General features: G+C 41.5%; 22 protein-coding genes and 1 pseudogene. 7 read left to right on the forward strand and 16 right to left on the reverse strand.

Going from position 1 to position 18,855, the window contains the following annotated elements; all coding sequences use genetic code 11:
- Window positions 1-506, reverse strand: a pseudogene (locus AM228_RS24815) (ATPase); the annotation flags it as partial.
- 220 nt (window positions 507-726) lie between these two features.
- Between AM228_RS24815 and AM228_RS31255 the strand changes: the two are divergent.
- The 3 genes from AM228_RS31255 (at window position 727) to AM228_RS24840 (ending at window position 4,629) form a co-directional block, all read left to right on the forward strand.
- Entirely contained in the window at window positions 727-1,128 is a 402-nt protein-coding gene (locus tag AM228_RS31255) for a hypothetical protein (protein WP_156332038.1), read from the forward strand.
- 633 nt (window positions 1,129-1,761) lie between these two features.
- Window positions 1,762-3,114: a serine/threonine-protein kinase gene (locus AM228_RS24835; protein ID WP_054469621.1), complete on the forward strand. Its 1,353-nt coding sequence runs from the start codon at window positions 1,762-1,764 to the stop codon at window positions 3,112-3,114.
- Window positions 3,115-3,228: 114 nt separating this feature from the next.
- Window positions 3,229-4,629 carry a pentapeptide repeat-containing protein gene (locus tag AM228_RS24840; RefSeq protein WP_231636937.1) on the forward strand — a complete coding sequence of 467 codons (1,401 nt, stop codon included), beginning with the start codon at window positions 3,229-3,231 and terminating at the stop codon, window positions 4,627-4,629.
- 159 nt (window positions 4,630-4,788) lie between these two features.
- On the opposite strand, the gene AM228_RS24845 is transcribed toward AM228_RS24840, so the two are convergent.
- Window positions 4,789-5,358, reverse strand: a complete 570-nt coding sequence (locus tag AM228_RS24845; RefSeq protein ID WP_054469622.1) for a hypothetical protein — start codon at window positions 5,356-5,358, stop codon at window positions 4,789-4,791.
- A 311-nt stretch (window positions 5,359-5,669) separates the two neighbouring features.
- On the reverse strand, window positions 5,670-6,656 hold the full coding sequence (locus AM228_RS24850; RefSeq protein ID WP_054469638.1) for a Gfo/Idh/MocA family protein: 987 nt from the start codon (window positions 6,654-6,656) through the stop codon (window positions 5,670-5,672).
- A gap of 353 nt (window positions 6,657-7,009) precedes the next feature.
- On the opposite strand from AM228_RS24850, the gene AM228_RS24860 reads away from it, so the two are divergent.
- Entirely contained in the window at window positions 7,010-7,309 is a 300-nt protein-coding gene (locus tag AM228_RS24860; RefSeq protein ID WP_054469624.1) for a ferredoxin, read from the forward strand.
- Between the two features lie 158 nt (window positions 7,310-7,467).
- On the opposite strand, the gene AM228_RS24865 is transcribed toward AM228_RS24860, so the two are convergent.
- The 5 genes from AM228_RS24865 to AM228_RS36430 form a co-directional block, all read right to left on the reverse strand.
- Window positions 7,468-9,237 carry a SpoIID/LytB domain-containing protein gene (locus AM228_RS24865; RefSeq protein ID WP_082349067.1) on the reverse strand — a complete coding sequence of 590 codons (1,770 nt, stop codon included), beginning with the start codon at window positions 9,235-9,237 and terminating at the stop codon, window positions 7,468-7,470.
- Window positions 9,238-9,861: 624 nt separating this feature from the next.
- On the reverse strand, window positions 9,862-10,095 hold the full coding sequence (locus AM228_RS34550) for a PIN domain-containing protein (protein ID WP_197285405.1): 234 nt from the start codon (window positions 10,093-10,095) through the stop codon (window positions 9,862-9,864).
- Window positions 10,082-10,336 (reverse strand): antitoxin family protein, encoded by a 255-nt coding sequence (locus tag AM228_RS24875; protein ID WP_197285406.1) that lies wholly within the window; start codon window positions 10,334-10,336, stop codon window positions 10,082-10,084. The genes AM228_RS34550 and AM228_RS24875 overlap by 14 nt, the downstream gene beginning before the upstream one ends.
- 251 nt (window positions 10,337-10,587) lie before the next feature.
- A complete protein-coding gene (locus tag AM228_RS36425) occupies window positions 10,588-11,187 on the reverse strand; it encodes a DUF2887 domain-containing protein (RefSeq protein ID WP_369817802.1) in 600 nt (199 codons plus the stop codon).
- Between the two features lie 50 nt (window positions 11,188-11,237).
- Window positions 11,238-11,489, reverse strand: a complete 252-nt coding sequence (locus AM228_RS36430; RefSeq protein WP_255353263.1) for an Rpn family recombination-promoting nuclease/putative transposase — start codon at window positions 11,487-11,489, stop codon at window positions 11,238-11,240.
- Between AM228_RS36430 and AM228_RS33500 the strand changes: the two genes are divergently transcribed.
- Complete coding sequence (locus AM228_RS33500) at window positions 11,483-11,662, forward strand: hypothetical protein (protein WP_156332039.1); 180 nt, start codon at window positions 11,483-11,485, stop codon at window positions 11,660-11,662. The genes AM228_RS36430 and AM228_RS33500 overlap by 7 nt on opposite strands.
- A gap of 187 nt (window positions 11,663-11,849) precedes the next feature.
- Here the strand turns inward: AM228_RS33500 and AM228_RS24885 are convergent, their stop codons facing one another.
- The 7 genes from AM228_RS24885 to AM228_RS33520 all read right to left on the reverse strand — a co-directional run bounded on the left by AM228_RS24885 (window position 11,850) and on the right by AM228_RS33520 (window position 16,369).
- Entirely contained in the window at window positions 11,850-12,197 is a 348-nt protein-coding gene (locus AM228_RS24885; RefSeq protein ID WP_156332040.1) for a hypothetical protein, read from the reverse strand.
- A 204-nt stretch (window positions 12,198-12,401) separates the two neighbouring features.
- A complete protein-coding gene (locus AM228_RS33505) occupies window positions 12,402-14,357 on the reverse strand; it encodes an ATP-binding protein (RefSeq protein WP_072160915.1) in 1,956 nt (651 codons plus the stop codon).
- A 212-nt stretch (window positions 14,358-14,569) separates the two neighbouring features.
- Window positions 14,570-14,725: a hypothetical protein gene (locus tag AM228_RS33510; RefSeq protein ID WP_156332041.1), complete on the reverse strand. Its 156-nt coding sequence runs from the start codon at window positions 14,723-14,725 to the stop codon at window positions 14,570-14,572.
- Between the two features lie 93 nt (window positions 14,726-14,818).
- Complete coding sequence (locus AM228_RS24895; RefSeq protein ID WP_054469627.1) at window positions 14,819-15,169, reverse strand: DUF86 domain-containing protein; 351 nt, start codon at window positions 15,167-15,169, stop codon at window positions 14,819-14,821.
- Window positions 15,141-15,512: a nucleotidyltransferase family protein gene (locus tag AM228_RS24900; RefSeq protein WP_231636938.1), complete on the reverse strand. Its 372-nt coding sequence runs from the start codon at window positions 15,510-15,512 to the stop codon at window positions 15,141-15,143. The genes AM228_RS24895 and AM228_RS24900 overlap by 29 nt, the downstream gene beginning before the upstream one ends.
- Before the next feature lie 167 nt (window positions 15,513-15,679).
- Complete coding sequence (locus AM228_RS24905; RefSeq protein WP_054469628.1) at window positions 15,680-15,922, reverse strand: type II toxin-antitoxin system Phd/YefM family antitoxin; 243 nt, start codon at window positions 15,920-15,922, stop codon at window positions 15,680-15,682.
- A gap of 210 nt (window positions 15,923-16,132) precedes the next feature.
- Window positions 16,133-16,369 carry a hypothetical protein gene (locus AM228_RS33520; RefSeq protein ID WP_156332042.1) on the reverse strand — a complete coding sequence of 79 codons (237 nt, stop codon included), beginning with the start codon at window positions 16,367-16,369 and terminating at the stop codon, window positions 16,133-16,135.
- Window positions 16,370-16,559: 190 nt separating this feature from the next.
- On the opposite strand from AM228_RS33520, the gene AM228_RS24910 reads away from it, so the two are divergent.
- Together AM228_RS24910 and AM228_RS24915 are read left to right on the forward strand one after the other, a co-directional pair.
- A complete protein-coding gene (locus tag AM228_RS24910) occupies window positions 16,560-16,997 on the forward strand; it encodes a secondary thiamine-phosphate synthase enzyme YjbQ (protein ID WP_054469629.1) in 438 nt (145 codons plus the stop codon).
- 349 nt (window positions 16,998-17,346) lie between these two features.
- Window positions 17,347-17,685 carry an antibiotic biosynthesis monooxygenase gene (locus AM228_RS24915; protein WP_054469630.1) on the forward strand — a complete coding sequence of 113 codons (339 nt, stop codon included), beginning with the start codon at window positions 17,347-17,349 and terminating at the stop codon, window positions 17,683-17,685.
- Window positions 17,686-17,947: 262 nt separating this feature from the next.
- Here the strand turns inward: AM228_RS24915 and AM228_RS24920 are convergent.
- Window positions 17,948-18,855: metal ABC transporter permease (locus AM228_RS24920; RefSeq protein ID WP_369817801.1), on the reverse strand; the 908-nt coding region annotated here is incomplete at its 5' end.

Raw genomic sequence — 18,855 nt, forward strand, 5'->3', positions numbered from 1 at the left:
ATCCACTGTTTGAGGGTATTTATTTCGGTGGTGCGGTTGTAAAATTCGCTGAGGTCTGGAGCGTCGGTTAAGTCAATAATGGGTGAGGAATTTTGGGTGGGGGAAGAGTTAGGAGAAGAGTCGGGGGAAGATTCAGGAGAAGAGGGCGATCGATCATCTTTTATCGTTTGTATGAATTCACCTCCAATATTCACATTATCAACTTGTACTAAACAGTGACCTGATTGAGAACATGGAGAAACCCTATTTCTTTTCTCTACCTTGGAACGAAAATTATATTTCTTCAGGTCTTCTCCTAACTCATCCCGCAGCTTATCCCATAACTTAGCGGCTTCTTTCTTAACGTGAGATACACGACAATTATTATATTCTTTAGCAATTTGAGCATATTTTTTTCCTGACCACACACCCTTGAGTATGGCTTCCTCTATCGGCTTGAGAGGTTCGCCTGTTTTCTCAAGGATCAGCTTTTCAGCCCACTCTAACACTTCTTCAATATTTTTCATCAGTAAAAATACAGAGACTTAATCTTAAATAAATAACTATATCCTACCAAATCCTACTTTGTCAATCATTGGAAACCAAATCCTACTAAATCTTACTAATTTTTTTCAGGGTACTTGGAAAATTTGGGTACTAAATTTAGTGTATTATATTTGTAAATTATACATATTACAAAAAAAATTTGGGGAAACGATCAAAAGCAGATTCAAGGAGCATAATTTTATGATTTTGATGATCATTAATCATCTGAAACATTTTATGCCTAGTCGCAGAGCACGTTTACATACTATTATTCATGTAGCAGCGACAGAAGCTACAGCCGTTGGGTTTGCCACTGCCCAAATTCCGGGAGACCGCTGGGTGATTGGTGCTGTTCAACTCAATATGAAAATTGAATTGGCGGCTGAGTTCGGAGAAAGTATCGATAAAGCTGCCGCTATGTCTCTAATAACTACAAATGTATCCGCTTTTATAGGAGTTGAGACATGTAATGCTATCATCAAATATGCTCCTGGAATAGGAAATGCAGCTAATATGGTTACTGCTGCTTCTGTGACTGAAACTCTTGGTTGGGCTGTTGTTGAATATTACGAAAAAAAAAATAATGGCATTGCATTATTTTGAATTTCCCAGGCAAGAAGAAACCGGGTTTTTTTGAAAAAACCCGGTTTCTGTGTTTTTGGGGGCGCGATCGCGTCACTCCTACCCAGTAGCAGAATAATCCTGGAAAAAATCAGAGAATATTGATTGACAATTCCATTTGTGCAAAAGTCACAAAAAGAATTGGCATGAGATAGAGCCATCCTTGATTTCCAAAAACCCAAAGAAAACCATTGCGTGGCCATTGAGATTATGATCTATAAAATTAAGCTGTGGCAAATTCTCTCAAAGGTCGTTTACTGGGATGATGGAAACCTAAAACAATATCATACCATTTACAAAAATTAATCCAACAGCCCCTAACATTCTTAGGGTGGGCAAAAACTTTTACCCACCCTAACAAATATGATGGTGGATTTTTGCCCACCCTACAATATAAATACTTATTGTTGCATAAATTTTGGTAAACAATATCACTTTGAGGAATTCCCGCAAACAGTAAATCATCCACTATACAGAAATTGGTTAAATCTTGTTCCACCCACAGCTATCTTTAATTTTCAGATATTTGACTAAGCACGGCGATCGCGCTACGTATATGAAACCAGCGAATTATAATTGAAGGTGATGTGAATATAACGAATCGAGCCGAAAATTATGCAATGGAAGCCTGGGGACAGACTACAAAACTATATTATTGAAGAAATCCTCGGAGAAGGGGGGTTTGGGGTGACGTATCGCGCTAGGGATCCTAGGGGCGATCGCGTAGCGATTAAAGTGTTGAACCTGAAAGGATTGGTAGCCGCAAAAGCAGCCAAGTATCGGGAACTTTTAATCAAAGAGGCGGAATTTTTATCTCAGTGTCATCATCCGAGTATTGTTCAGGTGAAGGAGTTGATCCAGCAAGACCCGAACTGGTGTATGGTGATGGAATATGTGGAGGGCATGGACTTGGCTACGATGGTTGAAGACCAAGGGCCATTGGCAGAATCCCAAGCACTCTTCTATATTTATCAAATCGGTGAAGCATTGCATCAGATTCACCAGCAAGGATTTTTACATCGAGATATCAAACCTCTGAATATTTTAATTCGCCAAGAAAGGTCTGATGCGGTACTAATTGATTTTGGCTTTGTTCAAGAATTTCAGGAACAGCAAATAGACATTCATCCTGAGTATGGTTCCAGAGGATTTGCACCGATTGAGCAGTATGATTGGCGATCGCTCAGAGGGGCTTATACCGATGTCTATGGATTAGCTGCCACCTTATATACGCTATTAACCGCAAAAATTCCCGCCTCTGCCACCTCAAGAGATCGGGAGATATTCAAGCATCAAACCGATCCTTTAGTTCCCCCAAAAAAATATAATCCGCAAATTAGCGATACAGTCAATGAGGCAATTCTCAAAGGTTTAGAATTCCAGCCAGAAAATCGTCCCCAGTCCGTCGCTGAATGGTTAAAACTTTTGGGCTATGATCTGCCAACTGAAGCGATCGCGATCGCGTTGCGGAGCAATATCGCCACTGCCACCGAGGAAAACGAAACTACCGAGAAACCAACAGCCCAGCAGACAAATCCCTGGGGATCCGCTGTGGGCATGGACTATGGCAAACTGCAAGCATTACTCGCTGCCGGTCAGTGGCAAGAAGCCGATCGCGAAACCGAAGCGATCATGCTGGCGATATCCGGGCAAGAAGAACAGGGGAAATTGAATGCCCACCACCTGAAAAACTTCCCCTGTCGGGATTTACGCATTCTGAACCAACTATGGCTAGAATCAAGCAATGGTCGTTTTGGCTTTAGCGTGCAAAATCAGATTTGGGCTGAGGTGAAACAAAATTACCAAACCTTCAGTGATCGCGTCGGATGGCGTGTTGGCAAATCCTGGTTGCCCTATTCCGAGTTAAAGTTTAACTATGAAGCCCCGACGGGACATTTACCCAGTTGGGGGCGACGGGGACGTTTTTGGCCATTTTTGGCGGCGAGAGTTGAGGAGTGCATCCTTTAAAAGGTAACGTTATTTAATTGTTGCCAGACAAATGAAGTCAGTCTTATCTGCGAACAGCATTCCCAATCCATAAAACAACATTTGTCCAGCAGACCTATTAAGATCAATTATTTTATGAGCAGCGATCCAAATTCCACTCAGTCTAGGTTGAACTCTTCTGGGATGCCGGAAAACCAAAACCAGTATGTGAGTCAATCAACGGGTGGTGTCACCAACTCAAATAACTCCCACAGTTCCGACATTTCTGAGAGTAATGGGTCTGAACCTGGGGAAAATTTTTCCAGTTTCAGTGGCGAAACTATGATGGAAGAAAAAGTAGCCTCTTTGCCAGTCAACGTTTCATTAGAAAACGACTATACTTTAACCCAGACGAATCCCTCAAACCTTGAAATTAACATCAAAAATGTAGCGCTACTTAACCTCAATCCAGGGGTGGTGATCCTGGGGTCAATTACTTTAATGGTTTTGGGGTTAGCCATTGATAATGCCTGGATCGGGTTTATGGGTGCCCTGGTCACATTGGCGGTTTCCTTGCGGATTATTTTGCCCAATTGGGGCAAAATCTGGGTGCAGTTGGTGCCAGAGAGTTGGCGAGCTATTGTGGTGTCTTGCTTGGGCTTAATTGCCGGGATTGTTGGTTTATTAATGCTCAGTGGGGCGAATCAAGTACCGGATTCTCGCAATATCCACATTAATTGGGAGGCGATTGGCGCCGTCGGGGAAGTGGTGGGTGCCTTGGGGCAAATTTTAATTGCCATCATTGCGGTTTATGTGGCTTGGCGTCAATATGTGATTTCCAAGGAGTTGACGATTCAGCAAAACCGGATAACGCAACAGCAAACCATTGATGCCTATTTTCAAGGGGTGTCTGATTTGGCGTTGAGTGATGAGGGGTTGCTAGAAGATTGGCCACAAGAACGGGCGATCGCTGAGGGCAGAACGGCGGCAATTCTCGGCAGCGTTGACTCGGAAGGCAAAGCCAAAATTATCCGGTTTTTATCCCAGTCTAAATTACTCACTCCCCTACAACGCGATCGCCATCTCGGTCGTCCGATCCTCGATGGGGATGGGGGCTATGCGGAAGATCGGGCTTATGGCGTCCGTGTCATCTACTTAGGGGTGATGTTAGCGGGGGCTGACCTAGCGGGGACAGATTTGCGCTGGACTGAGTTAAGCGAAGCCAATCTCGTCCGGGCGAATCTGAAAAACTGCGATCTGGTAAAAGCCAATCTTTCTCGCACAATTTTGTATGAAGCCAACCTTGCTGGTGCGGATTTAATGGGGACTCGCTTATTTTACGGCAAAGCGGAAACCGCATCCCCGCGCAATCGCACCGACCCGCCCAACTATAAAACCGGAGAATTTACTGGCGCGGTGATCGAAAATGCAGACATGACTAATGTTCAGCGACTATCCGATGCTCAACGATATTATTGTTGTGCGTGGGGCGGGTCGAAAACTCGTTCGACTATCCCTGGCGGCTGTGAGGGAATTCCTAACAAATTAGGCCGATAAACTAGCCGATAAACTAAACGGGCGGAGTTTTTCCTCCGCCCCGGATATTGCTTGAATGCAATATTGTGGTCAGATAGAAAAATTTGCCTTTGTTTTCCAGCTTCCATTGGGGGGGTTCTGCCCCGCATATTTGCCCCGCATATTTGCCCGCATATTTATTTAAAACGTTGAGTGATCCGACGGAAAAATTCCCCTTTTTTTGCGGGCTTCCATCGCTTTTTCTAATAAGTTTAAAAGTCCCGGTGCTTCTTCTTGTAGGGTTAACAATAGCCGCTCACCAATATCTTCATTGCCCGGATCGTGACCAGTGTTCATTACGGCAGTGAGTCGGGGCATGGCAATATCATCTACAATCTGAATTAGTCCACTTAAGCACCGATTAAATTGTCTTTCTGTTAATGGGGCATCTTCCAAAGGAAACTCGACGATCGCCCGAATTTCGCCATCAGAGGGATCGTACTCCCACTGAAGCATCTTGGTTTCCCAAGAAATACAAAGCATGGTTTGTAAAATCGCTTCTTTATAAGGATGATCGCTAATTCCTGATAAAACTTGGGGAGCAAATAGTTTAAAAAATTCTCCCTCTTCATCCAATTGAATCACTAACAGAAAACTGTCTAAATTTTCGGCTTGGACTCCGGTGATAATCCGATTGTTTTCTTCATCTTCTTCATAATTCCAACCTCGATTATCAAGATATTTAGCGATCTGTTCTAAGGTTGCGGCCATATATTAGATGTCCTTCTCTTAAATCAAAACATAAATTTTAACTCAAATCCGCTGGAGTATTTTCATCAAAAATCAGTCCAGACCAATTTTGATGAGGTGACTCCTTGACTCTGTGATTTTCCTAGGGAGTCAAACGCAGGTGAGTGCTGCCACGTCTAAGAATTTTTCTGGGTCAAGGTTTTCCGCATATGTGCGCTTTCCATTCGATCATAACAAGTGAGTGATGGTGAATCTACTTCTATGCTTAAATATAGACAAAATCAACAAAAATTAGCGCTGTTGCCGGGAGTGGTGAGGGCATTTAGTCCCACTTACTCAGGAGCGGAAATCGAGACGACTTGCCCGGTTTCGCCCGCTACTCGGATGGCGTCGGCAATTTTTAAGGTATATACACTATCGATCGCGTTTATATATAAAGGTGTGCCATCGATCAGGTGGTCTAAGACCATTGTGGTATCTTGGGCAAATAAGCCCCGTCGAGAACCCACGGGGATCTCGGTGATGTCAGCGTCACGGAATAATTGACCCTGGTCTCCGTCAAATACCAAGGTGCCGCGATCGCCATACACTTCCAGCTTGCGCTCATCTTTCCAAAATCTTTCCCCTTTGCCATAAATCAATTCGGCGATCGCCCCACAGGTAAACCGCAACTGCGCCGTACATAAACAAGCGGTAAAATACTCCGGCTGTGGCGACGGCCAAAACTGACTCTGGGCGCTGACTGTGGCAACGGTGCCCCATATATCCGTCAACCGATGTAAGCGAGAAAGGGCGCCGGTAAAGGGAAAGCCAAACAAGTCTGGGTGATAAGTCCAACTCCGAGGGGCGGGTCTTTTGCTGCTAATGGTGGCGTAACGGGCATAAAATACTTCACCGGCTTCCGCTAAGGATGCTTTCAGGGCATTGTGTACTCCGCCCAACAGTTCAATATGTTCTATATGTAGGAGGCGCCTTTGGCGATCGGCCAATGCCAGCAATGTTTCCGCTTCCAGGGGATCCAAAGATAGCGGATATTCCACGACGACGTGCTTGCCTGCTTCCAGGGCTGCCCGCGCTACAGGCCCATGATCCCGATTAATGGTGCAAATCATAATCAGGTCAACGTCATCGCGATCGACCAATTCTTGCCAAGAGTTGACCGCCGTTGCTTGATAAATCTGGCTAAACTCCTGGGTTTTTTCCGGGGTATGACCCGTCACCGCAACTAACTGGCTCCGAGGATCCTCTTGCAGGGTCGGAGCTCTCAGTTTGGCCGTAAAACCCGTTCCGACCATTCCGACTCGGATCGGTAATGTCATCGCATCTAAAAATAAGGGTGTTTGATTGTTGTTGGCAGGATAAATCTGACTCACCGGCAGGAAAGGAAAAATTTTGACAATGTTGATCCTACCTTAATTTGCGGGTCTGATGATGCGGTGATGGCGCCCTAGTGGTCTCTCCCATATATAAGTAATCAGGATGAAATTAGAAATTTTTATAATAAATTTTATGACATTCATTAAGAAAAAAACGATCCAATCGGGAATTTTTCCCTTAATATCAGAGACAAGCACAACCTTTGGGCAAATAATAAGGCTAGATAATCCCCAATGTTTCCCATTAGGTAAACTTATTATAGAACTCGTCGATTACTTGAGAGGAAGAAAAACCGATGGCAACTTATAAAGTAACTTTGATCAACGAAGCAGAAGGGACCAACACAACCATTGAAGTACCCGATGACGACTACATCTTGGATGTGGCAGAAGAACAAGGTTTGGATCTGCCCTATTCCTGCCGTGCTGGTGCTTGCTCCACTTGTGCTGGTAAGCTGGTATCTGGCACCGTTGATCAATCCGATCAGTCTTTCTTAGATGACGATCAAATTGAGGCTGGGTATGTTTTAACCTGCGTTGCCTACCCCAAATCTGATTGCGTCATCAAAACCCATGTAGAAGAAGAGCTTTACTAAGTTGCTCCTCTGAGCTTGAGATAAACAGGGCAATTAGCTGGATCCGTTAGAGAGATCGTGGCTAATTGCCCTGTTTTATTGGTTAGTCCATGAACCTTGAAGCCGATCGCTTTCTCAATCCAGATCAAGCAGGCAATGGGTTTGATTATTTTTGATGATTATGGGTTGGATGATTGCGGATCCGGATCCTGCCAGAAGATAATTCCATCATTAATCGGTTGCAGTTCGCTACCGGGATAATAGAATTTGAGGATGCGATCGCTACTCCATCCCAGGTCGGCCAAGCGGTGAGAGCCGGTTTGACTCAGACCCACCCCATGTCCGAAGCCACCGCCGACAAAGACATAACCTTTTAAAGTTTTATCGGCTCCATAAATAGGCTCTAGGTAAAATAAGGTACTCAGAGGGGCATAAAAAGCTTGTAAGATTTCATCTTTTCGCAACAGCAGGCGACCCATGTCAGTGGTGACTTTGATCGCGATCGCCCGACCCGCAGGACTGCGTTCGACCACTTCGAGAAGCTGAATAGTTTTGAAATTGACGAAAGGATGTTTCTGCCGCTCTAGATATTTCCGCAAGTCTTGGTTTAGTTTGGCCATGAGACTGGTTTCCCGCCACCGAAACAAGCCATCCCAGTCTTCTTCGTTAAATCCTTTTTGCAAACTAATAAATTTGCGGAAGTTTTCCTCCGAGGATAAATTCATCTTAGATAAGTCCCAGATATTGCTCACGGAGTCTATCACCGCTTGCAAGTAGGGGCGATCGGATCCATCCCACATATCACTAAAGGGTGCAGTGATGCCCCCAGTGGTGGAAGAGTAGAGGGCATCGACTAATTCGTTGTTGTAGGTGAGGACTTTGCCTGCGGTGGCAGCGATCGCCTGATCTGCGGGTTCCCAGCTTTCCCCAATGCCTTTGTAAACTTGGCATTGAGTATCGGCACAAATTTGATAATCATCCACGGCAAATCGCCGTAAGTTTCGCAATACATAAGTCCGGGCAATGATCGCTTGGGCTTCCAAGGCCGCATTAGGGGCATCAGCCCCGACTTCATGGGGGACGACTCCCCGTAAGTAAGTTTCCAAGGCCACCTGGTTGACTAAGGTAAAGTTGCCGTGGGCATTGGGCTGGATGCGAAGTTTTCCGGGATAAAGTCGTCGATCTCGGTCGTTTTTACTTCGAGAAACTTGGATTAATCCTTTCCCAGCGGTAATTTCCAGTTCCCGTCGATGATAGCTATAGCCATTTAGCTGCCAATTGACGGTGAGTTGTTGATTTTGGAGTCCCGTGTCTAGAAATGCGGTTTTGGCGATTTCTGCGGGTAAACTGACCAAGAGGAGGCGCCGCAGTAGGGGGGTTTGGTAAACCTCTCGTTTCGCCCAGACTTGCCAGGAACCCGGTTGGGCGATTTCTACTTGCAGTCCTTTTTGGCGTAACTTGTTGGCTTTGGCTTCCGCGTTTTCAAAGCTGCGGTGATTACTTAAAACTAGCCGTTCTTCTAAAATGGATTCGGTCAGGGGTTGTTGAGAGATTTTTAAGGTGACTTCGGGGGTTTGTACGGTTTGTGGGGTGCGATCGCCCGCGAGAAAGGTTAAGGTGAGGCGATCGCCTTCGGTGGCTTTGAGAATGATCTGATCGGTCGGTTGGCGACCAAACCGTTGCACTACTCCGACTTCTAGTTCGATATCCTGACTGGTTTGAGTCCATCCGAATTCCCCGGTAAAGCCCAGTAGACAAAATACGGCGATCGCGGAAGTCCCAAAACCCGTCAACCATTTGTTTAACCTGCGGTTTCTTTGTCTGGGCAGGGTCAAAAAGTGCTGCGAACCTCTAGGTTTTGATAATCGTACTCTGACAAACAGAAAAAGAAAAGACTGATTTTGATACCGATCTTGATATGGATCTTGATGATGACTGGATTTCTGCATAAATGATTTTACCGACTCGCTATTAATGCTTATTCTGCGATACTTGGGATAAATTTATCAACTATTCATTTTGCCCCTGCAATTATAGCCAATAATCCCCAGGCTGAATTTCTCGGTTAAATGAGGCAGATTGTCCGGCAATTTTTAATTTAATTAGTAATTTTTGATAATTTTAGTTAGATTATTTTGATTTTTTTTCACTTTAAAGCAGCCAATTGCCTCATTTTTCATGGTAATGGTATAGAAACGATGACTAAACTGCCCGATGAATGAGTGGCGATCGCTATTTTACGGTTTAATGCGATCGGGGTTATGGTTTTTCTGACTGATGAGGATTATTGGGCTAGATTTGGGCTATATATTGTAGGGGTCAATGGCCATTGACCCCTACAGATTTTTGAGCGCTTTCTATCGCCACTATTGCCCCAATATTAGGGGCAGGTCGGTGGGCGATCGGTGGTTATTTTCTTTACCATTGTTCTATAGATAAACCATCTATATAAGTAAAATCACTGTCACAAGTTGCTAACGTCCAGTTATTTTCAATAGAGCGGCAATCCAAATATCATTTTCAGGGATAGGTTTTCCTTTTTGCTTCAATTTTAAGCGATTTTTAGCAGAAATTTATGCGGTTTTTCTTCCCATTGGTAAAACTTCACAAGCATCGATAAATTGAAAATAATTTGTTAAGTTTTGCAATTTTTTTCCTGAGTTTTCCGCCCCAAATATCAACTCGCCAACCACAGTGACGGGTAAAATAACACTGGAGAACTGTAAAACCTGATTTACAATTTCTGGATTGCCGTTTAAATAGCGAATCACCACAGATGTATCTAATGCGATTTTACCATTCATCATTATTAACCGTTCTCAATTCTTGATTAATAATATTTTCTATATCTTCAGCTTCTCCATCGCTGAGAATGCCAGCAAATTGCAATAATGGATGTTCTGAACCGATCGCCCCCCTTTTTGAAGGGGGGGTTAGGGGGGGATTGCTTTCGATTACAAGATTGACTTCGCTTTTTTCTGGTAAATTCAGATTGTGCAAAGGACGCAATAACCCATTTTCATAAATTGCTGATAATTTCTGAATCATAATCAGGGTAGGGATTGGATAAAATTGATTAATTATATTATAGTACACAATTTCTGTTTTGTAGGGGCGCCCGTGGTTAGTCTGACTGATTAAGATTTTTCGGCACATTATATATTATAGGGGTCAATGGCCATTGACCCCTACAGATTTTTGAGCGCTTTCTATCGCCACTATTGCCCCAATATTAGGGGTAAATTTATGCGCGATCGCTACAAGATATGGTGCAAAAAAGGCCGGAAATTTTCCCCGGTCTAATGGGCTTCTAACCAGGCTAGTAAATCATCCAGACTACTAAAATCTAGTAGCGCCTCACTTAAATCTTCCAATACCGATAGCGGTAGGTTGCTTAGGCGCTGTGTTAGTTCGTCGGATAAATTACCGCAGCGACGGGATAATTGACGCAGAAGCAAATTCACTGCTTCCTGTTGCCGTCCTTCTTCGCGTCCTTCTTCTTTGGCTTCCCGATAAACTCGGGTTTCTTGTAATTGCATTCCCAGCATGGCTTCGACCTCCCGCCGAGTCAAATTAGTAAATTTGTACAATAAGATAGTCGCGATAGTATCTATTATGGCGCGATTTGTTTTTTGTTCGGGGACTTCACGTTGTACGCGATCGAGTAAATACCGGGCTTCTTCGGGTGTTTGTTCTTCTTTTAAAATGGTCAACACCATTAAGGCGATGCCGATTGGTAATTGTCGAATTTCCCCCAATTCGTTCAGATAAACCCGATGTACTTGATCGGAGTTTAGCAGTGCCCGATAGGGATGAGTATCACTCTGTTCAATACTGCGTGATGGATAAATGACAACTGCTTGCCAATGAGGTAAGGGCGAAGCATTCGGGTAAAAAATTTCTGCTTTTGTTCAATATATCTTTTGCCCGAATGCTTCGCCCCTACTGGTCATAGACGTTCGTACAGGCGATCGTCTTTCTGAAATTGTACCTCGCAAAAATAGATGATGCCCGGGGCGTCACTATCGGGAGGCAGAAATACCCCATCAATTTCAAATTTTGGTTCTTTGACCGCTACGGAGTCAAAGCGGTATGCACTGGCATTCTCTGGGGGAATTGCCAGTAAGTCGAATAACAGGGTGGGGGACTGTTGGAATATTTTACTGCCAAGAAACCGGGTTTCTACGAGAATTTGTGTCACAAAGCGAAGATTATGCCCAGAAACCCGGTTTCTCAAACCCGCATGGAATATTTTTCGCGGATGTATCGATCGCTATTTTACGGTTAAATGCGATCGGGGTTATGGTTTTTCTGACTGATGAGGATTATTGGGCTAGATTTGGGCTATATATTGTAGGGGTCAATGGCCATTGACCCCTACAGATTTTTGAGGGATTTCTATCGCCACTATTGCCACAACATATCAGGGGCAGGTGGGTGGGCGATCGCTTTTTATTTAACTGGGTTTTAAAAATTACATTCCTTTCAAATGTCTAACGGGTCGAAAGAATTGAGGATTTGCTCTAACAAAGGAAATTGATGTTGTAAATTAGGTGCCAACCTATATCCAAGGTAATCCGCGATCGTTTAAATTAATTTCTGCACTGCGAATTTCTTGTCCGGCTAAAATTTTACGACTTACAGAAAAATAATAAATATCCATTTCAATTTCACTTTCATTAGTTCCATTAGAACGAGTTTGAACCATAAAGCGACAGTTTAATCCATTAGTATCTGGGTCTATCACTTGCCATAAATAAGGCATATATGAACCACCCTCGCCACCAACAATATAATAATCGCCATTTTCATCGAGTCCAGGATAACGATCTTGTGCTATAGCCAGTTGAGTAATTTTTCCAGAATGAAAAATACTGGAAAAATTTACCATTCCAACAACCGATGGCAATTGCTAATCCTGAGTTGATAATATTTGTGAATTTCATATCACCTCTCGTTGATAGATCATCACAATTTTTTTGAAACAGGCGATCAATTTTTATCGAATTTGCCAGGGATCTGAATTTGCAAATTTTCTTTGCTCAAAGAGGTGATGCCTTATCGCTCTCCTACATCACCTTTGAAAACTGTTTATTTTGCAGTGAATATAAAATTAATCAGGTGGAGTTATCCAATCACACTGAAAAGTTTTATCTAATAATTTTTTTAAACTAATTACTTGAATATTTCCATTATGGATTTCACCTAATTTACTCTGAATTTTAATAATTTCATAACCAACATCTTTTAATAGTCCTTCTGGTCTGCCAACCTCACCAAAGTAATCATAAGCATCTGTAATGCTGTCACCTTCTTCCGGCATAGGCATTTCCCAACAAACAATACAATTAGTAACAATAAAAGGATGATTATATTCATCAGTAGCAGAAAAACTATATTTATATTCTAAGCCTCGATGTACTTTTTCCGCTAAACTATTCTCTTGTAAAGGAACGGCTATACTATCCAGTCCAACACCAGAAAAAGTACGCGGACGCAACCAAAATTCTGCATAAGGAGAATTATCTGTAACTAAATGAGCAAACATAGTATATAATGCACCTACCCAATGCTCCTCACCTACTTCTGGTTCTACAATCCATTTATTTTTTAACTCTGTGATATTTTCAATTTTAAATCTTTTTCTAGTTTGAATATTTTGTTTCAAAAATATTAATTTTTGAGTATATGCTTCCAACTTTGCCTCTTGATTTTCTTTATTTAATCTTTCAATAAATTCACTAAAGACTGTACTATCTTTTTTAGCTGAATCAAGAAATTTTTTGATGTTTTCCAGAAAACCAGGATTATTTAAAATTTGGCGAGAACTATCAGTTAATGAATTTCTATTAGTAACAACATCAAAACTACCATTAATTATTAAAAGATAATGAGGTAAAGCTTTAGAATCTTTTAATATAGAATATTCTTTTAAAACATTATTTTCAAAAATTTCATTGTATAAACAAATCCTTACTCCTTCAGAAGAAATAAATACACCTCTTTGATCTGATAGTTTAATCCCTGATTGACTTTTCCCTTTTCTGCTTAATTCTTTATATTCTCTTAATGCTCTACGATTTCCATCTATTGCTAATACTACACAATATGTTATATCCTCATACATGAAGGTAGAACAATGACGAGTTGAAAAATTCCCATCATTCAGTCTTGATATTTCAGAAGGACTTTTAATCTTTTTTTTCTCATTTTCATCGGGTGCTTCTAAATAAGGATATCCACATGGTATTTCTTCTAACTCGTAGTTTTGTTTTGTCGATCTTGACCATAAGTAAAGTTTACAGTCTTCCGTATAGCCTAAAGTGTTTTTAAAAGAAATTTCTCTTCTTTGAGGAAATCCTGTTTTGTCAGCCCTTAATATTCTCATATCACCATGCTTAGTATTATATCTTATATAATATTTTAAGTACGACCATTTTTCTTCCTTATAATCATCCGATGAATAATAATCAGAAAAACGCTCTACTTCTAATCCTTGAACAATAATCATTGTTCCTTGTGGTTTAAATTGAGAGTTAAAAAAGGATTGATCTAAACTATCAAGTATTTTTTTTGTTGAAGCTTTTGGTTTTTGAATAATTTCATTAAGTAGTTCCCAAGGAGCTTCACTATATTCGGAAGCAATATTAAACTTCTCATTAATATTATTTTTTGGATTATCTATTGATTTATATCTCCAAAATAAATCAGATTGACATCTAGTAATAACAGTAATTTTGTTAGAAGCAAAACATAACTTAGAACCCTGACATTTATATCCAATAGATTCGCCTTGTATTTTTGTTGATTTTCCAATTGAAAAAAAAGCAACATAAGGAGTAATACCTTGGATTTTTGTTTGCTCATCTAAACCAATACCATCATCAAAATATATGAATCCTTTTTCTTGCATTAATGGATAAATTATAATATTAGAAGCATTAGCATCATAAGAATTAGAGATAAGCTCACGCATAACTTCACACGGATCTTTTCGATTCACAGAAAGTTCGGAAAGAATCCGAGTATAATCAATTATAGGATATTCAGTTTTTTTAGATTCTGCCATATTAATTACTCCTAATTAATTAATTTTTCCAAAAATTTAATGGGGCAACATTTTTAAAATTTAGTAAAATCTCTGTACCCGATTAAGTGGTCATTTTCTCTGTTCCTGCTAAGATAACCTAAGTTAGTTTGTCATCCCAGTATCCCTTATACACCCAAACATAGCCATTAAATCTTAAATAATTATTAAAAAAATTCTCTGGTGGGGCGCCACTAACCTTGAGCCAGATTTCGCCGTTCGATCGCCATGTTGACCGATCGCTCATCATCAGTAACCAGAAGCGATCGGGGGCGATCGCCCTGTTGCGGATATGTGGCGCCTAGAGTGGGCGACAAGAAACCCCGGGTTTCTATAACAATTTTTGCCACAAAAGCGAAGACTCTGCCCAGAAACCCGGTTTCTCAACAACGGCGATCGCCTATCATAGACCATCATAAGTCGTCAGAAGCGATCGGGGGCGATCAAAGGTCATCCGTATAGTCAGTAGGAAGCAGAGGGGTAATATAGTCCAAGACTTCGGGAATATTGGTCTGGATAACTGCCCAAACGAGGTCAATGCTGACTTCATCATAATCATGGACAAGGCGATCGCGCATTCCCGCTATTTTTCGCCATTGGATTTGTGGGTGGTCGTTGCGAAATTCTGGGGAAAGTCTTTTAACCACTTCTCCAATAATGGTGATTTCGTAGAGTACCGCGAGTTGGGTGCGTTCGTCAGCATAAAATTCTGCTTCGGTCATAGTTTGAGTTAACCGAATAATCGTTTGGCAGAATTTAGCGATATCAAGCAGATAGGATTGGTCTTGATTCATAAATAATCTGGGCTGTGCTGAAAATATTTTGACGACGAATCCAATTATGGCTATTCAGAATCGATCGCTTTTCAATCAAATCTACGTTGCGTCCGGTGAGGTCTTCCAGTTGGTATTGAATCCCCACTAAATCCATCAGGCTGAGTTTTCTCTTCGGGTCAAAAACTACTAGAAAATCCAGATCGCTGTCTGGGTTAAAGTCGTCCCGCAATACCGATCCAAAAATGGCGAGTTCTTGGATTTGGTTTTCTCGACAAAATTGATTAATTTGTTCTAAGGAAAGGTTGAGGCGTTGCTGAATCATCGATGATTCTATCTGGGGTGGCTGTGGTTTTAAAGTCATACACTCAATGCTGGGTGGCAAAATTGCGCGGCGATCGCCTATCATAGATCATCATAAGTCATCAGAGGAAATGAGCGGCGATCTCATCATTAACTGTCTAGCTGTGGTACTGAGTTTGGGATCGCCTCGAAAAAACCAAATAAAGGTATGCGTATCCACGATTAGTTTCATTCCATGTATTCCTTAAATTCTTCTGTTAACGGTGCATCAAAGTCATCCGCTACCCAAATAACATCTTTCATACTGCCAAATTGTCGGCGGGGTTTTTCTGGTAGCGATGTGTCTCGGACTGCCACCAATTTAGCAATTGCCTGATCGCCTTGGGTAATGATTACTTCTTCACCTTTCATGGCAATTGCAAGTAACTGTTGTAGCTGAGTATTCGCTTCAGTAATATCTACTTGTGACATAACTTTTCCTCGAATTTTTCTAAAATAACGATCGCCCCTGTTGTTTGTCTAACTGATGATCATTCTTTGTTTTACTATATATTATAGGGGTCAATACCGTCAATAAACCGGGTTTCTATAACAACTTTTGTCACAAAAGCGAAGATTATACTAAGAAACCCGGTTTCTGAACAGGCGATCGCCTTAATTTAAAGATTTGGGCAAAATATTTTAATCAAGGGATTGGTCATAGTCTAGATTTACACTGGACTCGCGATCCGTTCGATACTCTAATTGTTGCCCATAGTAAATAACAATATTCTGCTCACAAAATATCAAACAATTTTGGCGAATTATGCTGACGGGCAATGGGAATGAATAATGAATAATTTGGGGGCGGATAGTTTTTCGCTGCCGAATAAATACCGGCGATCGCCGCCCAATCTGTCCCCAATGCTTAGAAGTCACCCATAATGGGATATGATTAAATAGCAGTAGTCAAAAAAATCGCTCGATCCGGTATTTTCTATAATACTATGGTAACATAGAATTCCTAGCGGCATTTTATTGGCTTTGAGATTAGAAAAGATTACTGCAAAATCGCTGCCAATAAAATTGATAGTTTTCTGACTAAACACGAACTAATAGAGGTAAACAAATGAAATTTTTTACTAAGATCATCGAAATTGAAACCGATGCCGACATTAGCATTTATAATCTCACCCCACAAGTTCAAGCATATCTCACAGCAACGGGGGTTAAAAATGGTCAAGCTTTAGTCTTTTCCCGACATACCACCACCGCTTTAGCTATTAATGAGGATGAGGTGCGATTATTAGAAGATATTAAAGTGCATCTGGAAAAACTTGCCCCCAAAAATGCCAAATATCTCCATAACGATTTGCATTTGCGGGATGTGCCCCCCGATGAACCGATTAATGCTCATTCTCATTTAATGGCTATGATGCTGAGTACCAGTGAGGTAATTCCTGTTGTTGAGGGAAAACTCGCACTGGGTACTTGGCAGTCGGTGTTATTTTTGGATTTAGATGGGCCGAGAAAACGGACGGTTTTGCTGCAAATTTGCGGCGAGTAATTATGAAGTTTTGTTAAGAAGTATTGATGATTCTTGATTATTGCTAATTTGTGTAAACCATCAAACACCAAAATTTGAGTTTTAGAACGGTTTTTTTTGAATGCCGGTGAGGATTTCAGGATTTTTGTCTGACTGTAAAGTTTCTTAAGATTTTGTTTACAAATTGGCAAATTTGCCAACCGTAGGGTAGTCTATTTTTTACTGATAATTCGGTTAAATGGTATAATTACTCACCATGTCAGAGTCAGGACTGTGCTAGGTCGCCTTATCGGATCGAGATTGTCCCCAGTAAAGGGAATGACCGCTGCCCGGATCTGAACTACCCAGGATAAAATACGGAGAAAAAATTATGTCAGATTTTCACGATTTTCTGAAACGTCAATATGCTTATGTCGCGATCGGAGAATTCAAACCGGGTAAGTTTGAAGAAGCCAAAAATTTGTATGAGCAGGCTGTGGCCACCTATACTAAAGAAGGTTTTGATGGGGCTTATTTGTTACAAGAACCCGGAACCGATAAAGGAATTGCAATTATTTTCTGGGAAAGCGCGGCAGATATGGAAGCAAATAAAAGCGACGCTCATCAGGCACTTTTAGAAAAGATGGGTCATTTGTTTGTCAAGCCACCAATTACCAATTTTAATGAGGTGGTGAGTGAAATTGAGCCAAAAGCATTGTCAATGGTTTAGGCGGGTTGATTTTGATTTCGTGAGTTGGGATGTCGAATTCTTCCTAATATTAATAGTGTCGGCTTAACTCAACGTAAGAACGAGGAGAAAATTGTTTTCTGCCTCGTTCTATTTTTTGTCCCGGATAGGAATTAAGGCTGAATTACAGAGGCGCGATCGCTGTTCCCTTTCTCTCTGGAAAAAATCTATGATGATGTCATACCGGCGAATATCAGCTAAGAAAACAAGATTATATGTAATAGACGCCTGCTGATTTCCCTAATTAAAGGCTAACATCCGCCGATTTTGATTTTTGGTTTTTCCATAGCCATTTGCTAGTTAAACTTAAGAGATATACCACCCCAGCTACTAAAATAATGGTAGCGCCAGAAGTGAGGTTTAAAAAGTAGGATAACCAGAGTCCAGTGGTGGTAAATACTATCCCTAAAAAACTGGCCATTGCCATCATTTTTTTCAGGTCTTTGACGAATTCTCCACTGATAGCCGCAGGCATGGTTAATAAGGCAATCACCATGATTAATCCCACCACTCGCATCATCATTACTACGGTGAGCGCGATCGCACACATTAACAGCAGATAAATCGCATCTACGGGCACATTCCGCACCGTGGCAAAGGTTTCATCAAAAGAAATGGCCAGTAATTCTTTATAAAATAAAAATACCAGCAAACCAATGATTAAGTCAATGGCCAACATAATGATTAAATCACTGGTTGGAACCGTGAGAATACTGCCGAATAAGTAACTCATTAAATCCGCTTTATAGCCTTCAGTGATATCGACTAAAATGATCCCTAAAGCCATGCCTAATGACCACATCACCCCGATAATTGTATCGGCTCTTTGGGTGGTTTTTCTCTGCACCGTGCCCATACCCAAAGCAGCAATTAGACTAAAAGCGATCGCCCCTATAACTGGACTAAATTTAAAAAAATAACCTAAGCCAATTCCTCCATAGGCAGCATGGGCAATTCCTCCACTAATAAATACAATGCGATTTACTACTACAAAAGTGCCAATAATCCCACAGGCAATACTAACTAAAATACCCGCAGCGATCGCATTTCGCATAAACTCAAACTGTAAGGCTGAAATCATTGTTGTTGGTTGTTGGTTGTTGGTTGTTGGTTGGTTGTTGGTTGGGGTCTGGGGTGTGGGGGGAAGAGAGA

Source organism: Planktothricoides sp. SR001, assembly GCF_001276715.1.
GTDB classification, from domain to species: domain Bacteria; phylum Cyanobacteriota; class Cyanobacteriia; order Cyanobacteriales; family Laspinemataceae; genus Planktothricoides; species Planktothricoides raciborskii.

Excerpts from the sequence above, each read along its gene's own strand:
- AM228_RS24915 (WP_054469630.1), top strand. The coding sequence starts at position 17,347 with ATGTCAGATTTTCACGATTTTCTGAAACGTCAATATGCTTATGTCGCG.
- AM228_RS24835 (WP_054469621.1), top strand. The coding sequence starts at position 1,762 with ATGCAATGGAAGCCTGGGGACAGACTACAAAACTATATTATTGAAGAA.
- AM228_RS24875 (WP_197285406.1), bottom strand. The coding sequence starts at position 10,336 with ATGATTCAGAAATTATCAGCAATTTATGAAAATGGGTTATTGCGTCCT.
- AM228_RS24850 (WP_054469638.1), bottom strand. The coding sequence starts at position 6,656 with ATGACATTACCGATCCGAGTCGGAATGGTCGGAACGGGTTTTACGGCC.
- AM228_RS24895 (WP_054469627.1), bottom strand. The coding sequence starts at position 15,169 with ATGAATCAAGACCAATCCTATCTGCTTGATATCGCTAAATTCTGCCAA.
- AM228_RS33505 (WP_072160915.1), bottom strand. The coding sequence starts at position 14,357 with ATGGCAGAATCTAAAAAAACTGAATATCCTATAATTGATTATACTCGG.
- AM228_RS24865 (WP_082349067.1), bottom strand. The coding sequence starts at position 9,237 with ATGCAGAAATCCAGTCATCATCAAGATCCATATCAAGATCGGTATCAA.
- AM228_RS24845 (WP_054469622.1), bottom strand. The coding sequence starts at position 5,358 with ATGGCCGCAACCTTAGAACAGATCGCTAAATATCTTGATAATCGAGGT.
- AM228_RS34550 (WP_197285405.1), bottom strand. The coding sequence starts at position 10,095 with ATGATGAATGGTAAAATCGCATTAGATACATCTGTGGTGATTCGCTAT.
- AM228_RS24840 (WP_231636937.1), top strand. The coding sequence starts at position 3,229 with ATGAGCAGCGATCCAAATTCCACTCAGTCTAGGTTGAACTCTTCTGGG.
- AM228_RS24905 (WP_054469628.1), bottom strand. The coding sequence starts at position 15,922 with ATGTCACAAGTAGATATTACTGAAGCGAATACTCAGCTACAACAGTTA.
- AM228_RS24900 (WP_231636938.1), bottom strand. The coding sequence starts at position 15,512 with ATGACTTTAAAACCACAGCCACCCCAGATAGAATCATCGATGATTCAG.
- AM228_RS31255 (WP_156332038.1), top strand. The coding sequence starts at position 727 with ATGATTTTGATGATCATTAATCATCTGAAACATTTTATGCCTAGTCGC.
- AM228_RS24860 (WP_054469624.1), top strand. The coding sequence starts at position 7,010 with ATGGCAACTTATAAAGTAACTTTGATCAACGAAGCAGAAGGGACCAAC.
- AM228_RS24910 (WP_054469629.1), top strand. The coding sequence starts at position 16,560 with ATGAAATTTTTTACTAAGATCATCGAAATTGAAACCGATGCCGACATT.